This window comes from Streptomyces sp. NPDC007863 (genome assembly GCF_040633895.1).
In the GTDB taxonomy this organism is placed as follows: domain Bacteria; phylum Actinomycetota; class Actinomycetes; order Streptomycetales; family Streptomycetaceae; genus Streptomyces.
In genome coordinates, this window is sequence record NZ_JBEYEI010000023.1 from 96,633 (window position 1) to 113,981 (window position 17,349).

A 17,349-nucleotide genomic window follows, 5' to 3' on the forward strand; every position below is an offset into this window, starting at 1 on the left:
GCGGGCTTCGCGTGGCGGGCAGAGCGCATTCGGGGAGCGGGGAGCGGGGGAAGGGTGGGGAGCGGGGAAGGGTGGGGAGCGGCCCGTCGGCTTGATAGGCAAGTGTGCGCTTGCCTATGGTGGCGTCATGGAGGAGGATCTGTTCAAGGCGCTGGCCGACCCGACGCGCCGGGTGATCCTCGACGAGCTGACCGAACGCAACGGACAGTCGCTCTTCGAGATATGCGCCCGGCTGGCGACCCGGCACGGCCTCGCCATCTCCCGGCAGGCGGTCAGCCAGCACCTCGCGGTGCTGGAGACCGCGGGGCTGGTCACGCCCCGTCGTGAGGGCCGCTACAAGTTCCACGACCTCGACCCCCGCCCGCTTCAGCACATCGTCACACGATGGCTCACCCCCGCACCCCCCGAGGACACCCCATGAGGATCAACATCACCAGCGTCTTCGTCGACGACCAGGAGAAGGCGCTCCGCTTCTACACCGACGTGCTCGGCTTCGCGGCCAAGCACGACGTGCCGGTCGGCGAGGACCGCTGGATCACCGTCGTCTCCCCCGAGGACCCCGAAGGCACCGAACTCCTCCTGGAGCCCTCCGGCCACCCCGCCGTCCCGCCCTACAAGGCGGCCCTCGTCGCCGACGGCATCCCCGCGACCTCCTTCGCCGTCGACGACGTCCACGCCGAACACACCCGCCTCACCACGCTGGGCGTCCGCTTCACCCAGCCCCCCGTGGACATGGGCCCCGTCACCACCGCCGTCCTCGACGACACCTGCGGCAACCTGATCCAGCTCGCGCAGTACAAGTAGGCGGCGCACGCGGGCGGGGGAGGGGCCGGGGTTCGTTCGGTACGCGCCTGCAGGGCGAGAGGGAAGGGCGGTCCTCGGTCTGCCCGGCGGCTCGTCACCAGGCGTGGCGCCATCCGCCGGCCCCGGCCCCGGCCCTGCGCTCGCGCCCCGCGCCTGCGCTCGGCCCCGCCCCAGCCCCCGCCCGGAGCCCGGGCCCGGCCCTGCGCTCGGGCCCGCGTCCGCGTCCGCGCTCGGCTCCGTGCCTGCGCCCGGGCGAGCCCGCACCAGCCCTCGCCCGGAGCCCGGGCCCGCCCCCGCGAGGATCCTCTTCCTCCAGGCGCGGAAAACCGGGCGCGCCCGGTGCGGGCCGACCGGCAGGATGCCGGTCGTGTACGCACTCCTCCACGGACTCGCCGAGAATCCGGCTCTGCCCCCCGAGCTGCTGGACCGGCTCATCGCCCTCGCCGACGACGAACTCGCGGGCACCCTGGCCCGCCGGGCCGACCTCGATCGCGGACGGGCGGTCGCCCTGGCGCGGCGGGTCGGGGAGGCCGCGGTGTCCCTCGCGTACGGGGGGAGGCTCACCGCCGACGACGTCGATCCCGCGGAGTGGCCGGAGGCCGCCCTCGCGTTGCTGGACCGGGGTGCGGCGCCCGCCGCGTGGGCGCGGGCGTTCGCGGTGGACCCGGACCCCGAGCGCCGGCAGCGGCTGGCGGCCTGCCCGGGGCTCCCGCCCGACGTGACGGAACGGCTGGCGCGGGACCCGGTCCCGAGCGTGGTCGCCGAACTGGCCTGGCTGGGGCCGGCCGGCACGGCCGCCCGCCTCGTGGCCCACCCCCACCTCTCGGTGCGCCGCGCGGTGGCGGAGAACGACGCGACCCCGCCCGCCGTCCTGGCCTCCCTCCTGACCGGCGAGGGCCTGCCCCCGGCCCGCCACTGCCGGGTGTGCGCCGTCGACGGGGAGGCGACGGAGCCCTTCCCGCTGCCCGGTGAGCGCTGCCGCGGCGACCACGAGTCCGCCGTCGGCCACCTACGCGAGTCCCTCCTCCGTCACCCGGGCACTCCGCCGCACGCCGCCGCCCGCTTCGCCGACGACCCCCGCCCGCTGCTGCGGTGGGCGCTCGCCCAGCGAGTGGACCTGCCCCGGGAGGCCTGCGTGCGGCTCGCCGCGGACCCGATTCCCCGGGTCCGTGCCGCCCTCGCCGAGAACCCCGCCCTCGACGACGACCTCGTACGCCTCCTGGCGGGCGATCCCGATCCCGAGATACGCCGCGCGGCCGCCCGGCACCCCCGCGTCGCGCTCGACGTGCTCGTCCCCCTGGCCCGTACCACCCCGCTCGGCACCGGCCTCCTCCCGCGGATCGCCACCGCGTCGGCCGACGAGACCGAGGATCTGGTCTCCTCCGCCGAGCCGGCCGCCCGGCGGCTGGTCGCCCTCCGGCGCGACCTGCCGGCGAGGGCGCGCGACCGGCTGGCCGACGACCCCGACGCGAAGGTGGCGGCCGCCGTCGCCCCGCACCCGGGCCTCTCCGAGGAGAGGCTGCGGGCCATGGTCGTACGGCACGGGCGCCAGGTGATGACCGGGGTGGCGGCCAACCCGGACACGCCCGCGGCCCTGCTGGAGGAACTCGCCCGGCACGAGCCGCCGGTGCGCCGGGCGCTCCGCGAGATCGCCGGGCATCCCGCCGCCACGCCCCCGGCGCTCCTCGCCTGCCTGGCGGACGCCCGGGCGCGCCCCCTCGCCGCCGGTCATCCGGCGCTCCCGCCGGCGGTGCTCCGCGGACTGCTCGCGGACGCGGACGAGGGCGTGCGGGAGGCGGCGGCGGCCAACCCGTCCCTGCCGCCCGCCGAGATGGCGAGGCTCCTGCCGGAGCCGTGAGCGGCCGACCGGGCGCGAAGGCCGCCGCCCGGTCCGCCCTCCCGGTCCGCCCTCCCGGTCCGCCCTCCCGGCCCGCCCGGCCCCGCCCGTCAGTCGCTGACCGCGAGGCGTACCGCGAACGCGCCGATCACCGTGCCCGTGATCCGGTCCAGGGCCCGCCGGGCCCGCGCGCCGCGCAGCCAGGTGCCGAGGGCGGAGGCGGAGGCGATCAGGACCGTCGACCAGACCATGCCGAGGACGACGTGGACGGAGGTCAGCGCGAGGCCCATCGCGAAGTGCGGGGCCTCGGCCGGGATGAACTGCGGAAGCACGGCGACGTAGAAGACGCCGACCTTGGGGTTCAGCAGATTGGTGAGCGTGCCCTGCCGCCACCCGCTGGTGAGGGTGTCCGCGCCGCCGACCTCCACCTCCGCGCTCGCGTCCGTCCCACGGCGCCGGAACGTTTCGGCGATCATGCGTGCCGCCATCCACAGCAGATAGGCCGCGCCCGCCCACCGGAGGATCTCGTACGCGAGGTGCGACGCGGTCAGCAGCGCCGTCACGCCCAGCGAGGTCAGCGCGCCCCAGATCAGCGTGCCGGTCTGGATGCCGAGGACGACGCCCCAGGCGCGGGTACGGCGGCCGAGCGCGGCCGTCCGCAGGATGAGGGCCGTGTCGAGGCCCGGAGTGAGGGTGAGGAGTCCCACGACGAGAGCGAAGGACCAGAATGCGGTGCTCGATGCCATGGAAGGCCACGGTATCGCAGCCCCTGTCCGGCGGCTTCGCCTCCCGCCATCCCCGCCCTTCCCCGTCCTCGCCCGGCTGCCCCCGGGCCTGGCAATCCTGCCGGGGCTGACGGCAGCCCCCTCGCCCCCGCTTCGTAGGCTGCCCCCATGAGGGAACTCTTCCTGACTGACCGTCAGGCCTGTCTGCGCTGGCTCGACCTCCCGGGGGAGGGGCCCGTGCGGGTCTTCCTCCATGGGCTCGGCTGCACCGCCGCCTCCGACTTCGCGCACATCGCGACCCACCCGGCCCTGGGCGGCGGACGTGCGCTACTCGTCGATCTGCTGGGGCACGGGCTGAGCGACCGGCCCGGGGACTTCGACTACCGGCCCGAGGGGCAGGCGGCGGCGGTGGCCGCGCTGCTGGACCACCTCGACCTGAGCGGCGTCGAACTCGTCGGGCATTCGATGGGCGGTGCCGTCGCGATCCACCTGGCGGCGGCCCGGCCCGGGCGGATCGCCCGGCTGGTGGTCGCGGAGCCCAGCCTGTACAGGGGCGGCGGGGCGTTCAGCAGGCCGGTGGCCCGGCAGCCGGAGGAGGCCTTCGTCCGGAGCGGGTACGCGAAGCTGCTGGCCCTCGCCGAACGGGCCGACTACGCCGCGCGGTTGCGGCTCGCCGACGCGCGGGCCGTGCACCGCTGCGCGGTCGCGCTCGTCGAGGGCGGCGACCCGGAGCCCGGTGACGTGCTGCGGGAGCTGACGCTGCCCCGGGCGTTCCTGGTGGGGGAGAGGAGCCTGCCGGACCGGGGCGCCGAGCAGGCGGCGGCGATGGGCGTGCCCGTCCTGGAGGTGCCCGCCGCCGGGCACAACCTGATGCTCGACAACCCCGACGGCTTCGCCGCCGCCCTCGCCCGCGCCCTGGCGCTGCCGGGGTGATTCCGGCTCATCCGACGCCCCGGCCGGGCACGGGGTCTTGCGCAGGGTCCCCGCCTCTCTCTACGCTCGGCGCGCCGATAGTTAGGAATGTTTCCTAACGAGCGATCGCCCTGGAGAGAAAGGGAGTTGTCATGCGCCGACGAAGCGCCATCCCGCTCGGACTCGCCGCTCTACTGGCCCTGCCGCTCGCCGTCCTGCCCGAGAACGAGGCCGAGGCCGCCGACGCCCTCGTCTCGGCGGGCAAGCCGGCGGCGTCCTCGTCCGTGGAGGGCTCGGGCTTCGCCCCCGGCCTCGCCGTGGACGGCAGCCGCGCCACCCGCTGGGCCAGCCTGGAGGGCGTCGATCCGCAGTGGATCCGCATCGACCTCGGGGCGAACCACACGCTCTCCCGGATCAAGCTCGACTGGGAGGCCGCCTACGCGACGACGTACCGCCTCCAGACCTCCGCCGACGGCTCCGCGTGGACCGACGTCTACACGACCACGAGCGGCGACGGCGCCGTCGACGACCTCGCCGTCTCCGGCAGCGGCCGGTACGTCCGCATGTACGGCACAGGCCGGGGCACCCCGTACGGCTACTCCCTCTACGAGTTCGAGGTCTACGGCTCCCCGGCCGGCGGCGGTGGCGGAACCGGCCCCGGCGTGCCCTTCGGCAGCCACCTCAAGCCCTACGCCGCGGGCATGCTCAAGCCCTCCGGCGCCCAGTCCGGCATCGACCAGAAGGTCGTCGACTACTACAACCGCTGGAAGGCCGCCTTCGTCCGGCAGAACTGCGGCAACGGCTGGTACCAGGTCATCTCGCCCGACGCCGACCACCCCTACGTCGCCGAGGCCCAGGGCTACGGCATGGTCATCGCCGCCACCATGGCCGGCGCCGACCCCGACGCCAAGAAGATCTTCGACGGTCTCGTCAAGTGGAAGCTCGACCACCCGTCGTCCATCAACCCCGACCTCCTCGCCGCCGAGCAGGACGTCGACTGCCGCAGCGTCAACGGCGGCGACGGCGCCACCGACGGCGACATGGACGTCGCGTACGGCCTCCTCCTCGCGGACAGGCAGTGGGGCAGCGCCGGCACGTACGACTACAAGGCCCTCGCGCTCAAGCACATCGCCGCCATCAAGAAGGACGAGCTGAACCCCACCACCAAGCTCCTCAAGCTCGGCGACTGGTCCAGCTCCGGAGACCAGTACTACTACATCTCCCGCACCTCCGACTGGATGGTCGACCACTTCCGTGCCTTCCGCGCGGCCACCGGCGACACCACCTGGGACGCGGCCCGCACGGCCCACCAGACCCAGATCGCCAACCTCCAGTCCGGTTACGCCCCGAGCACCGGTCTGCTCCCCGACTTCGTCGTCGACACGAACACCAGCCCCAAGCCGGCCCCGGGCGAGGTCCTGGAGGACCCGAACGACGGCCAGTACTGGTGGAACGCCTGCCGCACCCCGTGGCGCATCGCCGACGACGCCGTCACCAGCGGCGACGCCAAGTCCCTCGCCGCCGCGCGGAAGCTGAACGGCTGGATCAAGAGCAAGACCGGCGGCGACCCCGACAAGATCGCCATGGGCTACAAGCTCAACGGCACCCAGATCGCCGCGGGCAGCGAGGCCGCCTTCTTCGCCCCCTTCGCCGTCGCCGCCATGACCGACTCCGGCAGCCAGGCCTGGCTCGACGCCCTCTGGAACAAGATGGTCGCCACCCCGATCGACACCGGCAGCTACTTCTCCGCGAGCATCCAGCTCCAGGTGATGATCACGGTCTCCGGCAACCACTGGGTCCCGTAGCGGCCGGCACACCGGTCAGCCGCTGACCAGGCCCTTCCGAGGATCGACGCGGACCCCCGCCTGCCAGACGGCGGGTCCGCACTTCTCGCCGTTCGGGGTCGACTCGCGCAGCGTGACCCGCGTCGAGAACGCGTCGACGACCCGGCCGCCTCCGGCCGGCTCGCCGCCCGCGAGTTCGTCGTCGGCGGGCTCTTCGGCCGGGGCGATGGCCGTGAAGCGCACCGCCACCTCGCGCGGCCCGTCCTCCTCCGGCAGCCGTACCTGGAGGAAGGTGGTGGAGCCGTCGCCCGCCGTGGGGTCCTCGCGCTCCCGGCACTGGCCGTCCGCGCAGATCCGGTAGCGCGAGCCCGCGGGGAAGTCCGCCGGGCGCCAGCTCACCGTCACGCCGGAGTCGGCGCCGACCAGCGTGCAGATCGTCCCCGGCCGGCCCAGGCAGCCCGCCGTCAGGAGCAGGGCGGTGGACGCCACCAGGGCGGGCGTGGCGCGGTGGGTGAGAGCGCGAGGCGCGAGGCGCGCGGATCTGCGAGGCATGAGAAGGCAACTACCGGTGGTGGAGCGGCAATTCCAGAGGGCTTCACCGTCCTCCCGCCGGAACTCCCGGTCATGATCACCTGAACGAGTGAGCGCAGGTCGGGAACGCCCCCGCCCATGCCCGATGCTGGCCCGGTACGCACCCCATCCCCCTCTCTCCCGAGGAGCCGGCCGGCATGACCCACCCCACGCCCCCGCGTGAACGCCCCGACGACAAAGCCCTGTTGCTGGCCGCAGGCCTCGCCGACCTGGTCGTGGAGACGATCGGCACCGCCACGGGTTCGCTCCGCCCCCTCCTCGGCCGCGCCGACTCCGCGGACATCGCCCAGGACGCCGCCGCCGACCTCCGCGCCCGGGGCCGACTGGCCCTCGACCGCCTCGCCGCCGACCGCGACGGCCCCCGCTCGCTCCCGCACATGGAGCTCCTCGCGCGCGAGGCCGCCGCCCGCCGGGCGGCCGCGGCGGCCCCCACCGCCGACCCGGGCACCCGGTACGCCTCCGATACCGAGGCGCACACCGATGCCTGACGTCTGGACGGCGGAGGAGTTCAAGGCCCGTACGGACGCGGTCCTCACCGGCTTCCTCGACGAGGAGGCCGCCGAACTCCTCGCCGTCGACGACGCGCTCGACCCGCTCGCCGAGGCCCTGCGCACCACCGCCCGCCACGGCAAACGGCTCCGCGCCGCTTTCTGCTACTGGGGCTGGCGGGCCGCCGGGCAGCCCGACAGCGACGCCCTGATGCGGGCCGCGGCCGCCATGGAGCTCGTCCACGCGGCCGCCGTCGTCCACGACGACCTCATCGACGACAGTCCCCTGCGGCACGGCCGCCCCACCGCCCACCGCCACTTCGCGTCCCTGCCGCACCTCGGCCGGACGCCCCGGACGGCGGCACGCGCGCTCGCCCTGCTCCTCGGCGACCACCTGATGGCCCTCGCGGGCCGCCTCTACGCGGAGTCCGGGCTGCCCGCCGCGTACCTCTCCCGGGGCCGGCCCCTCTGGGCCGCCCTCGCGCGCGAACTCGTCGCCGGAGAGGCCCTGGAGATCCTGCACACCGGCGGCCCCCCGGACACCGGCACCTCCCTCAAGGTGATCCGCTACAAGACCGCCAAGTACACCGTCGAACACCCCCTCCTCCTCGGCGGGCTCCTCGCCGGCGCCCCCGCCGCCCTCCGCGAGGGCTTCTCCCGCTACGGGCTGCCGCTCGGCGAGGCGTTCCAGCTCCGCGACGACCTCCTCGGCCTCTTCGGCGACCCCGCCCGCACCGGCAAGGCACCCCTCGACGACCTCCGCGCCGGCCGGCCCACCGTCCTCCTCGCCGAGACCTGGAACGCCGCCGGGCCCGCGCAGCGGGAGCAGCTCCGCCGGACGCTCGCCGGGGACCGGCGGCCCGACGACGGCGAACTGCGCGAGGTCCGCGCCCTGATGGCCGGACTCGGCGCGCCCGCACGGGTCGAGCGCATGATCGCCGGCCGCGTCGAGGAGGCCGTCCGCACCCTCGACGAGCTCGACCTGCCGACCGTCGCCCACCGCGCCCTCACGGACCTCGCCCACCGCGCGGCCGTCCGCCACCACTGACCTCCCCCACCGCACCCTGGAGCGCCCGCCGTGACCGGCACCGACACCACCTCGACCACCCGGACGACGTCCCCCGCCCCGTACACCGACGCCTCCCTCGACGCCCTGCGTCTCAGCGGCGACGAGCTCGCGGACGCCGTCGTCGCCACCCTCTTCGAACGTGGCGAGGTCGGCCTCTTCAACTCCCTCATGCGGTACGTCTCCGTCTCCGGCCAGGAGCTCCCCGCCGGGCTGCCCGACGTGGCCCGGGAGTACCTGGAGACGACGGCCGTCCCGCCCGCCTGGGTCGACTGGAACGAGATGGAGAAGGCCCGCCTCTTCTTCACCGACAACAACGTCCACATCAACACCGCCCTCTCCTTCGCCTCCATGCCCGCCTGCTACGTCGTCCCGCGCGTCGCCCGGCTGCTCTCCGCCACGCACGGGCTGCACTACCCGAGCAAGCGCATGGCGGAGACCGGCCAGTTCACGACGTACCTCATGCGGCCCGACGCCTTCGAGGCCGGCGGCCGGTTCGTCCCCGCCGCGCAGAAGGTGCGGCTCCTGCACGCCTCCATCCGCCACCACCTGGTCCGCGCCGACCGCTGGGACACCGCCGCCGACGGCGTGCCGATCTGCCAGGAGGACATGATCGGCGGGCAGATGTTCTTCTCGATGCTCGTCCTCGACAGCCTCCACCGGCTCGGCGTCCACATGTCCACCGAGGGAGCCGAGGCGTACTACTACGCCTGGCGGGTGGTCGGCGCGATCCTCGGCGTGGACCAGACGGCCGTGCCGAAGACCCTCGACGAGGCGCGCGCCTTCCTCGACCTCTACCTCGTCCGGCACATGGGCCCCTCGGAGGAGGGCGTGGTGCTGACCCGGCAGCTGATCGACCTGTACGAGGAGGTCGTGCCCGGCACCTTCTTCGACCCGATGGTCTCCGCCCTGATCCGCCACCTCGTCGGCGACACCGCCGGCGACTGGCTCGACGTGCCCCGCAGCCGCTGGGACACCGCGGTGAAGGCGCTGCCGCCGCTGCTCGGAGTCCTGGAGTCGGTGGAGGACGCGTCGCCGTTCGCGGCCTGGGCGCTGGACCGGCTCGGCCACCTCACCTCTGTCTTCGAGCTGTCCACGCTCACCCGGGGCCGGGTGATGCACTACGCCATCCCGGAGCACCTGAGGAAGGAGTACGGCGTCGACACGGGCGTCGCCCGCCACCACCGGTGGACGCCGCCCGCGTCCACCGTCTGACGGGCCGCCCGGAGGCCTCTCCTCGCAGGATGGGGCCCACTGGCCGAAAATGGACTCACCTGGTGAAGGTGAGGTGTGCATGGACGGCGGGGATCCTCGGGACGGAACACCCGGAAGCGGTTCGCCGGCCGGTCGGCCGGTCCGGTTCCGGGTGGACGTGCGGCCCGACCGGGGCCGGGGGACCGTCGTCGTGGCACCGCTCGGGGAACTCGACCACGACACGGTCGAGCCGCTCGCCACCGCCCTGGGGGAGCACGCCGACGCGGCCCGGATCGTCGTCGACTGCGCCGGGCTCGACTTCTGCGACTCCACCGGCCTGAACCTGCTGCTCAGGGCCCGCGCCCGGGCCCTGGAGGCGGACGGCCGGCTGGACCTGGCCGGACTGCGGCCGCCGGTGGACCGGATGTTCGAGATCACCGGCGCCGTCCACGTCTTCCGGGTGTACGCCGATGTCCGCGAGGCCCTCGCGGACGCCCCCCTCGCCGACGAGGGCCCCACGGACGCCCCGCCCGCCGGCCGGGGCGAGACCTCGGCCCCCGGGGCGGGCGGCGCCCGCCCCGGGGACCCGGTCTGACGGGCCGCCGGTCATGTGGGAGAGCGAGAGGACCCCGGGCGACGGCACCCCCGCGGTGCAGACCCGCCGGCTGCTGCTGCACAGCAGCACGGGCGCGGTCTCCCGCTGCCGTGACTTCACCGCGCGGGCGCTGGCCGACTGGGGCTGGATCCCCGCCGAGAGCGCCCTGGCCCGGGAGCGGGTCGAGGACGTCCTGCTGCTGGTCTCCGAGGTGGTGACCAACGCCTGTCTGCACGGCGGCGGTCCGGAGGAGTTCGTGCTCCGGCACGCGGACGGCCTGCTCCGGGTCGAGGTCGCCGACCGCAGCCCCGACCATCCGCGCCGGCTCGCCCCCCGCTCGCCCTCGCTGCCCGGCGGTCACGGGATGATGGTCCTGGACCGGCTGGCGAGCGACTGGGGCTCCTCGGACCGGGGGCCCGGGGCGGTGGGCAAGGTGGTGTGGCTGGAGGTCAGCAGGCCGTCGCGTCCTCCGTGGCGTCGTCGAGGAGACCGTCCCTGAGTTCGCCGAGGATGCGGGCGAGCAGCCGGGAGACGTGCATCTGGGAGAGGCCGATCCGCCTGCCTATCTCGGCCTGTGTCAGCTCGTCGCCGAAGCGCAGGGTGAGGATCAGCCGGTCGCGGTCGCCGAGCCGGTCGAGCAGCGGCCGCAGCGAGTTGAGGTCGTCGATGAGCTCGTAGGCGGGTTCCTCGACGGCGGTGCGCCGTCCGGCCGTCCCCTGGGGGGCGTGGGACTCGTCGTCGCCGACGGGGGCGTCGAGGGAGTGGGCGCTGTAGCCGTTGGCGGCGAGTTCCCCCTCCGCCACCTCCTCCGCGGTGAGGTGCAGCCGCGCGGCGAGCTCGGCGCGGTCGGGCCGGTGCCCTTCGCGCTGTTCCAGCTCGTCGGAGGCCTTGGCCAGGTCGATCCGCAGCTCCTGGAGCCGGCGCGGCACCCGTACCGCCCAGCCGGTGTCCCGGAAGAACCGCTTCATCTCGCCGACGATCGTCGGCAGCGCGAAGGCGGAGAAGTCGACCCCGCGGTCCGGGTCGAACCGGTCGATCGCCTTGATCAACCCGATCGTCCCCACCTGCACGATGTCCTCCATCGGCTCCGGACGGCCCCGGAACCGCTGGGCGGCGAACTTCACGAGGCTCAGGTTCAGCTCGACCAGGGTGTTGCGCACGTACGCGTGCTCGGGGCTGCCCTCGTCGAGCTCCCGGAGCCGTACGAACATCGCCGCCGAGAGGGTCCGCGCGTCGTCGGTGGAGGACGCGAGCGGATTCTCCGGCTCCGGCAGCCCCCCGAGTGCCCGCCGCCGCGTGGCGGCGGAGGTGGGTGCCTCTTCGCGGGTGGGCGACGGAGGCGGGGGTGCGTCTACGACTCGGCCCGTGGACATGAGATTCCTCCTCGTAGAAGAGGATTCCCCTCTGGGGACTTTTTGACCCATATAGACCTGTTTGTAAAAGTTTGGGCGGCCCGGAGGTGGTCAGACGCGGGTCATGGAGGTACAGGAGAGCAACCGGGCAACGGATTCCAGGCGGTACGCCCTCGGCGGCGGACCGGGGACCGCCCGCACCCTCCGTCACCTCTCGGCACAGGCCGTCGCCGACTGGTACGGGCCGCTCCCCGCGTCGGCCAGGACGGCCGCCGCCGACGTGCAGCTGCTCGTCACCGAGCTCGTCGTCCACGCGGTGCGGGGCGGGGGAGTCCCGTACGAGCTCCGCCTCGACCGTTCCGTCGACGGCGTCTGGCTCCAGGTCAGCGACACCTGCCCGGAGGCGCCCCGCCCGGAGGGCCGGCACCGCCCCGGAGCCCCCTGCCGGAACACCCTCTACCTGGTCCAGCGGCTCGCCGCGGCCTGGGGCTGGGTGGCACGGGACCACGGGCGGACCGTCTGGTGCGAGGTCCGCTTCCCCCAGGAGCCACCGTCTGAAGCCGCACCGGGCGGGTAGCCGCCCGGTGGAACGGCCCCGCCGCCCCGCGCGGGATCCGGACCGGAGGAGGTGTCCGCGATGGACGAGGCCCGGCTCTCCGCGCACGAGCGACGCGTACTGGCCGGCATCGAGGCGGACCTCGGCGCCGACGACCCCTTCGTCCGCCGCATGGCCGCACACCGGCCGGCCCCCCGGCCGCCCCGGATCACGAGGCGCGGCGCGGTGGGCGCCGCGGCTCTCGGGGCCGCCACCCTCATCCTGCTCGTCCTCGCCGTGGCGACCTCGGCCCCGGGCCTGATCTGGGGCTTCGCCGCCGCCTGGGTCCTGACGGTGACCCTGGTCCTGAGCATGGCGGTCCGCTGGACCCGCGGCCGGGCCGGCGGGGAACGCCCCGACGCCTGACCCCCGGCCCGCGGCCCGTCCCCGGCCCCGGTCCCTATCCCCGTCCCTGGACCACCCCCCGCACGACGCCCAGGGCGACCAGGTCGTCCGGGCGCAGGCGCAGGTCGTCGGCGGTGGCGTCGGCGTCCTCGGGGGCGCGCTTCAGGATGGCGGTGGCGAGTTCGGGGGCGATGACGGAGAAGTACGAGTCCGGGGTCGCCCAGGTGTTGCCGGGCGCGGCGAGCGCGAGCGCGCCGCCCGAGCCGCCCTCGCCCACGAGCAGCGCGGTCACCGGGACGGTCGCCTCGGCGACGGCGCCGAAGAGCTCCGCGATCGCCGGACCCGCCCCCGCGCGCTCCGCCTCGGCGTCGTTCGCGGCGCCCGGGGTGTCGATCAGCGTCAGGACCGGGATCCCCAGGCGGCCCGCGAGCCGCACAAGGCGGGCGGCGGTGCGGAAGCCGGCCGGCCGGGTCGCCGTCCCGCACTGCGCCGCGTACGCGACCGTACGCCCGTCCGGCAGGCGGCCGAAGCCGCACCGGGTGCCCGGATCGGTGCCGCCGACGCGGTCGCCGGAGAGCTCGGCCCGCTCGGTGAACACCTCGGCGAGGTAGCGGTCGGCGCGGGGCCGCTCCGGGCGGCGGGCGCGCGCCACCGCGTCGCGCCCGCTCGCGGCCGGGTCCGTGGTGCCGAGCGCGTACGGCGGCGGGACCGGCCCCTCGGCCGGCCGGGTGAGCAGCGACAGCCAGCGGCCCGCCGTCTCCCGCAGCTCCGCCGCGGGGACGACCGCGTCGACGTGCCCGTGGGCGAGCTGGGACTCGGCCGTGTACGCCGCGGGGTCGGCGTCCTTGGGCCGGACCCGGGAGCCGGCGAAGCCGACCTGCGCGCCCGGCAGCGCGAGGATCACGTCCGAGCCGGCCCCGAGGGTGGCCCAGCCGCCGCCGGTCGTCGGATCGCGCAGGACGGCGAGCTGCGGCAGCCCCGCGGCACGGGTGCGCGCCGACTCCCCGGCCAGCCGCTGGAGCTGCACCAGCGCCCGCATGCCCTCGTGCATCCGGCTGCCGCCCGTCGCCAGGAGGACCGTCACGGGCAGCCGGTGGGCCCGGGCGTACGCGTGCGCGGCGGCGACCCGGTCGCCGGTGCCCTCGCCGATCGAACCGCCCAGGTAGCCGAATTCGAAGGAGACGAGCATCGTGCGCGTCCCGCCGACCGTGCCGGTGCCGCAGACCACGGACTCGTCCTCGCCGGACCGGGCGGCCGCCGCGGCCCGCGCCCGTCCGTACCCCGGCCAGTCGATCGGCCCGTCGCCCGGCCCGTCGCCGCCGGGCCGCGCGGCGGAGGGGAGTTCGGTGAAGTCGTCGGTGACGAGGGCCAGTGCCTCGCGCGCGCTCGGAGTAGCTGTCATCGGGGGCCTCCCGCCCGTCGCCGGGTACGCCGGGTCACGCCGCCGGGTGCCGTCACCGTACCGCCGGGTAGCCCGCCGGGAAGGCCCCGCACTTCCGGTGCGGCGAAGATCACTCCGCGCGTCCCGCCGGCCGTTCCACGGCGTGACCGCCGGCCGGTCCCCCCTCCCGCCGGCCCAGCGCCAGCGCCCCGCCCGCGATCCCGAGGGCCATCCCGAGGAGGAGGCCGCCGAGGTCCGACGCGACCCAGGAGGCGAGCGAGGCGAGCACGCCGACCGTTCCGTACAGCCGTCGTCGGCGCGGATCGGCCATGAGCAGCGGGCCGCAGCCGGCCATCACCAGCGGCCCCGCGTACCGGACCTCGCCCGTGGCGAGCGCGGCGGGCCCGGCCCGCTGGACCAGCAGGATCTCGGCGCCGGCCAGCGCGAGCAGCAGCCCGGCGGCGAAGGGCCGCCGGCGCCGCCACGCGCGCCACCGGTTCCGGAGGGCGGGCGGGACCATGCGGTGCTCCTGACGTCGGCGGCGGAGCGGTACGGCGGGGAAGCCGTCCGGACCGTACGGCCGCCGCCGCGAGAGGTCAACGCCCGTGCGCCCGCAAGCGTCAGGCCATGATGCCGCTGCCGTGCGGCGCGTACAGGTCGAGGAGCCGCACCCGCGTCACCTGGAGCCGGTGCGCCAGGATCGACCCGACCCAGTAGTAGACCGCCGACCCGAACTCCCCGTCCGTGTGGCACATCGCCCGTACCGCCGTCGCGTCGAACTCGTACGCCCTGACGGGGGTCATCGCCTCCGCCCCCGACTGGCACAGGTACGGCGGGAACAGCCAGGACAGGCCCACCAGCTCGCCGTGGCGCAGCGTCTCGATGACCGGCGAACCCCGGCCCGGCACCTTGGCGTCCAGGTTCACCGCGCCGGTCTTCACGATCCAGAACCGGTCCGCGTGCCGCTGCTCCTCGAAGAGCCGGTCACCGGACTCGAAGTAGACGTCCTCGGCGAAGGCCATCAGCCGCTCGCGGTGCTCCGCCGGCAGCGAGCCGACCTTGGGTGCGGCACTCCTCATGACGGGGCCCTCCTCCTCGCGCGTACGCCTCTCCGATCCCAGTCTCCGCCCACCGCGCCCGGAACGCAGGCGGCGCGGGTGCGGCCTCACCCCGGCGGCCGTAGCGTCGCCGGGGGAGGGACCCGCCCATCCCCGAGCGAGAACGGCGAACACCGTCATGGCAGACACCAGGCCCACCCTCGTCCTCGTCCACGGCTTCTGGGGAGGCGCCGCCCACTGGGCCAAGGTCGTCGTCGAGCTGCACCGCCGGGGGTACGACCGCCTCCACGCCGTCGAGAACCCCCTCACCTCCCTGGCCGACGACGCCGAGCGGACCCGCAAGATGGTCCGGCAGGCCGACGGCCCGGTCCTCCTCGTCGGCCACTCCTACGGCGGGGCCGTCATCACCGAGGCCGGAGACCTGCCGAACGTCACCGGTCTCGTGTACGTCGCCGCCTTCGCGCCCGACGCGGGGGAGAGCCCCGGCCAGATCAGCCAGGAGCACCCGCCGGCCGCCTTCGACGCGATCGCCCCGGACTCCGACGGCTACCTCTGGATCGCGCAGGACGCCTTCCGGGAGAGCTTCGCCCAGGACCTCGACGCCGACGAGGCCCTCGTCATGGCGGTCACGCAGAAGGCCCCGCTCGGCTCGACCTTCGGCGACACCGTCACCGCCCCCGCGTGGCGGGCCAGGCCCTGCTGGTACCAGGTCTCCACCCAGGACCGCATGATCCACCCCGACAACGAGCGCCGCATGGCCGCCCGGATGAACCCCCGCAAGACCGTCGAGCTCGACGCCTCCCACGCCTCGCTCGCCTCCCGGCCCCGGGAGATCTGCGACCTGATCGACCTCGCCGTGCGCGAGACCGCCTGACCGGAACGGCCCGCGGCCCCGGCGTGCGCCGGGGCTGCGCAGGGCGGAGCATGAGACCGAGGAGGAAACGGCAGAAGGGGGCGTGAGCCAGGAGGGTGACATGCCGGACCCGGAGGTCCCCGCCCCGCAGTTCCCCGTCCCGGGCGACGGCGACGCGCTCGTCGTCCTGCGCGGGGTCGACAAGCACTTCGGGACGCTGCACGTCCTCCAGTCCATCGACCTCACCATCCGGCGCGGCGAGGTCGTCGTCGTGATCGGCCCCTCCGGCTCGGGGAAGTCCACGCTCTGCCGCGCGATCAACCGCCTGGAGACCATCGACGGCGGCGAGATCCGCATCGACGGCAGACCGCTGCCCGAAGAGGGCAGGGAACTCGCCCGCCTCCGGGCCGACGTCGGCATGGTCTTCCAGTCGTTCAACCTCTTCGCCCACAAGACCGTCCTGGACAACGTCACCCTGGGACAGGTCAAGGTCCGCAAGAAGGACCGGAAGGCCGCCGAGGAACGGGCCCGCTCGCTCCTCGACCGCGTCGGCGTCGCCGAGCAGGCCGAGAAGTACCCGGCCCAGCTCTCCGGCGGCCAGCAGCAGCGGGTCGCCATCGCCCGGGCCCTCGCCATGGACCCGAAGGTGATGCTCTTCGACGAGCCGACCTCCGCCCTCGACCCGGAGATGATCAACGAGGTCCTGGAGGTCATGCAGCAGCTCGCCCGGGACGGGATGACCATGGTCGTCGTCACCCACGAGATGGGCTTCGCCCGCTCCGCCGCCAACCGCGTCGTCTTCATGGCCGACGGGCGGATCGTCGAGGAGACCACCCCCGAGGAGTTCTTCGGCAACCCGCGCAGCGCCCGCGCCCGCGACTTCCTCTCCAAGATCCTCCACCACTGAGCCCCCACGGGGTGATCACATGAACCCGCTCAGGACCACCCGGACCCTCGTCGCCTCCGCGACGGCCGTCGTCCTCGCCCTCGGCACCGCCTCGCTCGCCCAAGGAGCGGTACCCGCGGACCACGACGACGACGACCAGATCACCATCGGCATCAAATACGACCAGCCCGGCATCGGCCTGAAGACCCCCGACGGCACCTACACCGGCTTCGACGTCGACGTGGCCACCTACATAGCCAAGCAACTCGGCCACGAGCCCGACCAGATCGTCTGGAAGGAGGCGAAGAGCGCCGACCGCGAGACCATGCTCCAGCGCGGCGACGTCGACTTCATCGCCGCCTCCTACTCGATCAACGACGAGCGCGCCGAGAAGGTCGACTTCGCCGGCCCCTACCTCCTCGCCCACCAGGACGTCCTGATCCGCGCCGACGACGACTCCATCAAGCAGCCGTCCGACCTGAACGACAAGCGGCTCTGCTCCGTCACCGGCTCCACCTCCGCGCAGAACGTCAAGGACGAGATCGCCCCCGACGCCCAGCTCCAGGAGTACGGCGGCTACTCCGAGTGCCTGACCGGCCTGGAGAGCGGCGTCATCGACGCCCTCACCACCGACGACTCGATCCTCGCCGGCTACGCCGCCCAGGAGGAGTTCAAGGGCAAGTTCAAGCTCGGCGGCTTCGAGCTGAGCAACGAGAACTACGGCATCGGCGTCCAGAAGGGCAGCGACCTCAAGGACAAGATCAACACCGCTCTGGAGAAGATGGTCGAGGACGGCTCCTGGGACGCCGCCGTGGAGAAGAACTTCGGCCCGGCGAACTACCAGAACGAACCGGCCCCGAAGATCGGCGTGATCGTCGACTGA

21 protein-coding genes are annotated in these 17,349 nt (G+C 74.5%); 15 read left to right on the forward strand and 6 right to left on the reverse strand.

What is annotated here, in order from left to right; genetic code table 11:
* Positions 1–127 precede the first annotated feature (127 nt).
* The 3 genes from ABZ621_RS31110 (at position 128) to ABZ621_RS31120 (ending at position 2,662) form a co-directional block, all read left to right on the forward strand.
* Entirely contained in the window at positions 128–421 is a 294-nt protein-coding gene (locus ABZ621_RS31110; protein WP_360609775.1) for a metalloregulator ArsR/SmtB family transcription factor, read from the forward strand.
* Positions 418–804 carry a VOC family protein gene (locus tag ABZ621_RS31115; RefSeq protein ID WP_360609776.1) on the forward strand — a complete coding sequence of 129 codons (387 nt, stop codon included), beginning with the start codon at positions 418–420 and terminating at the stop codon, positions 802–804. The genes ABZ621_RS31110 and ABZ621_RS31115 overlap by 4 nt, the downstream gene beginning before the upstream one ends.
* Before the next feature lie 367 nt (positions 805–1,171).
* Positions 1,172–2,662, forward strand: coding sequence for a hypothetical protein (locus ABZ621_RS31120; RefSeq protein ID WP_360609777.1), 1,491 nt, complete (start codon positions 1,172–1,174; stop codon positions 2,660–2,662).
* An 89-nt stretch (positions 2,663–2,751) separates the two neighbouring features.
* Here ABZ621_RS31120 and ABZ621_RS31125 read toward each other — a convergent pair whose 3' ends face one another.
* The gene (locus ABZ621_RS31125) at positions 2,752–3,387 is read right to left on the reverse strand and encodes a LysE family translocator (protein ID WP_360609778.1); all 636 of its coding nucleotides are present in this window, start codon (positions 3,385–3,387) and stop codon (positions 2,752–2,754) included.
* A gap of 147 nt (positions 3,388–3,534) precedes the next feature.
* Here ABZ621_RS31125 and ABZ621_RS31130 point away from each other — a divergent pair, with 147 nt between their 5' ends.
* Positions 3,535–4,299, forward strand: a complete 765-nt coding sequence (locus ABZ621_RS31130; protein WP_360609779.1) for an alpha/beta hydrolase — start codon at positions 3,535–3,537, stop codon at positions 4,297–4,299.
* 131 nt (positions 4,300–4,430) lie between these two features.
* Positions 4,431–6,083: a glycosyl hydrolase family 8 gene (locus ABZ621_RS31135; RefSeq protein ID WP_360609780.1), complete on the forward strand. Its 1,653-nt coding sequence runs from the start codon at positions 4,431–4,433 to the stop codon at positions 6,081–6,083.
* A 15-nt stretch (positions 6,084–6,098) separates the two neighbouring features.
* Here ABZ621_RS31135 and ABZ621_RS31140 read toward each other — a convergent pair whose 3' ends face one another.
* On the reverse strand, positions 6,099–6,614 hold the full coding sequence (locus ABZ621_RS31140; protein ID WP_360609781.1) for a hypothetical protein: 516 nt from the start codon (positions 6,612–6,614) through the stop codon (positions 6,099–6,101).
* Positions 6,615–6,790: 176 nt separating this feature from the next.
* Here ABZ621_RS31140 and ABZ621_RS31145 point away from each other — a divergent pair, with 176 nt between their 5' ends.
* From ABZ621_RS31145 to ABZ621_RS31165, 5 genes are all read left to right on the forward strand, one after another.
* Positions 6,791–7,141 carry a polyprenyl synthetase gene (locus ABZ621_RS31145; RefSeq protein ID WP_360609782.1) on the forward strand — a complete coding sequence of 117 codons (351 nt, stop codon included), beginning with the start codon at positions 6,791–6,793 and terminating at the stop codon, positions 7,139–7,141.
* Positions 7,134–8,189, forward strand: coding sequence for a polyprenyl synthetase family protein (locus tag ABZ621_RS31150; RefSeq protein ID WP_360609783.1), 1,056 nt, complete (start codon positions 7,134–7,136; stop codon positions 8,187–8,189). The genes ABZ621_RS31145 and ABZ621_RS31150 overlap by 8 nt, the downstream gene beginning before the upstream one ends.
* A 30-nt stretch (positions 8,190–8,219) precedes the next feature.
* Entirely contained in the window at positions 8,220–9,422 is a 1,203-nt protein-coding gene (locus ABZ621_RS31155) for an oxygenase MpaB family protein (protein WP_360609784.1), read from the forward strand.
* 79 nt (positions 9,423–9,501) lie between these two features.
* A complete protein-coding gene (locus ABZ621_RS31160; RefSeq protein ID WP_360609785.1) occupies positions 9,502–9,996 on the forward strand; it encodes an STAS domain-containing protein in 495 nt (164 codons plus the stop codon).
* Positions 9,997–10,009: 13 nt separating this feature from the next.
* A complete protein-coding gene (locus ABZ621_RS31165; protein ID WP_360609786.1) occupies positions 10,010–10,495 on the forward strand; it encodes an ATP-binding protein in 486 nt (161 codons plus the stop codon).
* On the opposite strand, the gene ABZ621_RS31170 is transcribed toward ABZ621_RS31165, so the two are convergent.
* Positions 10,446–11,369 carry a SigB/SigF/SigG family RNA polymerase sigma factor gene (locus ABZ621_RS31170; RefSeq protein WP_360609787.1) on the reverse strand — a complete coding sequence of 308 codons (924 nt, stop codon included), beginning with the start codon at positions 11,367–11,369 and terminating at the stop codon, positions 10,446–10,448. The genes ABZ621_RS31165 and ABZ621_RS31170 overlap by 50 nt on opposite strands.
* Positions 11,370–11,472: 103 nt before the next feature.
* Here ABZ621_RS31170 and ABZ621_RS31175 point away from each other — a divergent pair, with 103 nt between their 5' ends.
* Positions 11,473–11,925: an ATP-binding protein gene (locus tag ABZ621_RS31175; protein WP_360609788.1), complete on the forward strand. Its 453-nt coding sequence runs from the start codon at positions 11,473–11,475 to the stop codon at positions 11,923–11,925.
* A gap of 60 nt (positions 11,926–11,985) precedes the next feature.
* Positions 11,986–12,309 carry a DUF3040 domain-containing protein gene (locus tag ABZ621_RS31180; protein ID WP_360609789.1) on the forward strand — a complete coding sequence of 108 codons (324 nt, stop codon included), beginning with the start codon at positions 11,986–11,988 and terminating at the stop codon, positions 12,307–12,309.
* 34 nt (positions 12,310–12,343) lie between these two features.
* Here ABZ621_RS31180 and ABZ621_RS31185 read toward each other — a convergent pair whose 3' ends face one another.
* From ABZ621_RS31185 to ABZ621_RS31195, 3 genes are all read right to left on the reverse strand, one after another.
* The gene (locus tag ABZ621_RS31185) at positions 12,344–13,690 is read right to left on the reverse strand and encodes a carboxyl transferase domain-containing protein (protein ID WP_360609790.1); all 1,347 of its coding nucleotides are present in this window, start codon (positions 13,688–13,690) and stop codon (positions 12,344–12,346) included.
* A gap of 109 nt (positions 13,691–13,799) precedes the next feature.
* The gene (locus tag ABZ621_RS31190; RefSeq protein ID WP_360609791.1) at positions 13,800–14,189 is read right to left on the reverse strand and encodes a DUF6114 domain-containing protein; all 390 of its coding nucleotides are present in this window, start codon (positions 14,187–14,189) and stop codon (positions 13,800–13,802) included.
* 100 nt (positions 14,190–14,289) lie between these two features.
* Positions 14,290–14,748: a cyclic nucleotide-binding domain-containing protein gene (locus ABZ621_RS31195; RefSeq protein ID WP_360609792.1), complete on the reverse strand. Its 459-nt coding sequence runs from the start codon at positions 14,746–14,748 to the stop codon at positions 14,290–14,292.
* Between the two features lie 157 nt (positions 14,749–14,905).
* On the opposite strand from ABZ621_RS31195, the gene ABZ621_RS31200 reads away from it, so the two are divergent.
* The 3 genes from ABZ621_RS31200 (at position 14,906) to ABZ621_RS31210 (ending at position 17,349) form a co-directional block, all read left to right on the forward strand.
* The gene (locus tag ABZ621_RS31200; protein ID WP_360609793.1) at positions 14,906–15,601 is read left to right on the forward strand and encodes an alpha/beta hydrolase; all 696 of its coding nucleotides are present in this window, start codon (positions 14,906–14,908) and stop codon (positions 15,599–15,601) included.
* A 100-nt stretch (positions 15,602–15,701) separates the two neighbouring features.
* Positions 15,702–16,487 carry an amino acid ABC transporter ATP-binding protein gene (locus tag ABZ621_RS31205; RefSeq protein ID WP_360609794.1) on the forward strand — a complete coding sequence of 262 codons (786 nt, stop codon included), beginning with the start codon at positions 15,702–15,704 and terminating at the stop codon, positions 16,485–16,487.
* A gap of 19 nt (positions 16,488–16,506) precedes the next feature.
* Positions 16,507–17,349, forward strand: coding sequence for a glutamate ABC transporter substrate-binding protein (locus ABZ621_RS31210; protein ID WP_360609795.1), 843 nt, complete (start codon positions 16,507–16,509; stop codon positions 17,347–17,349).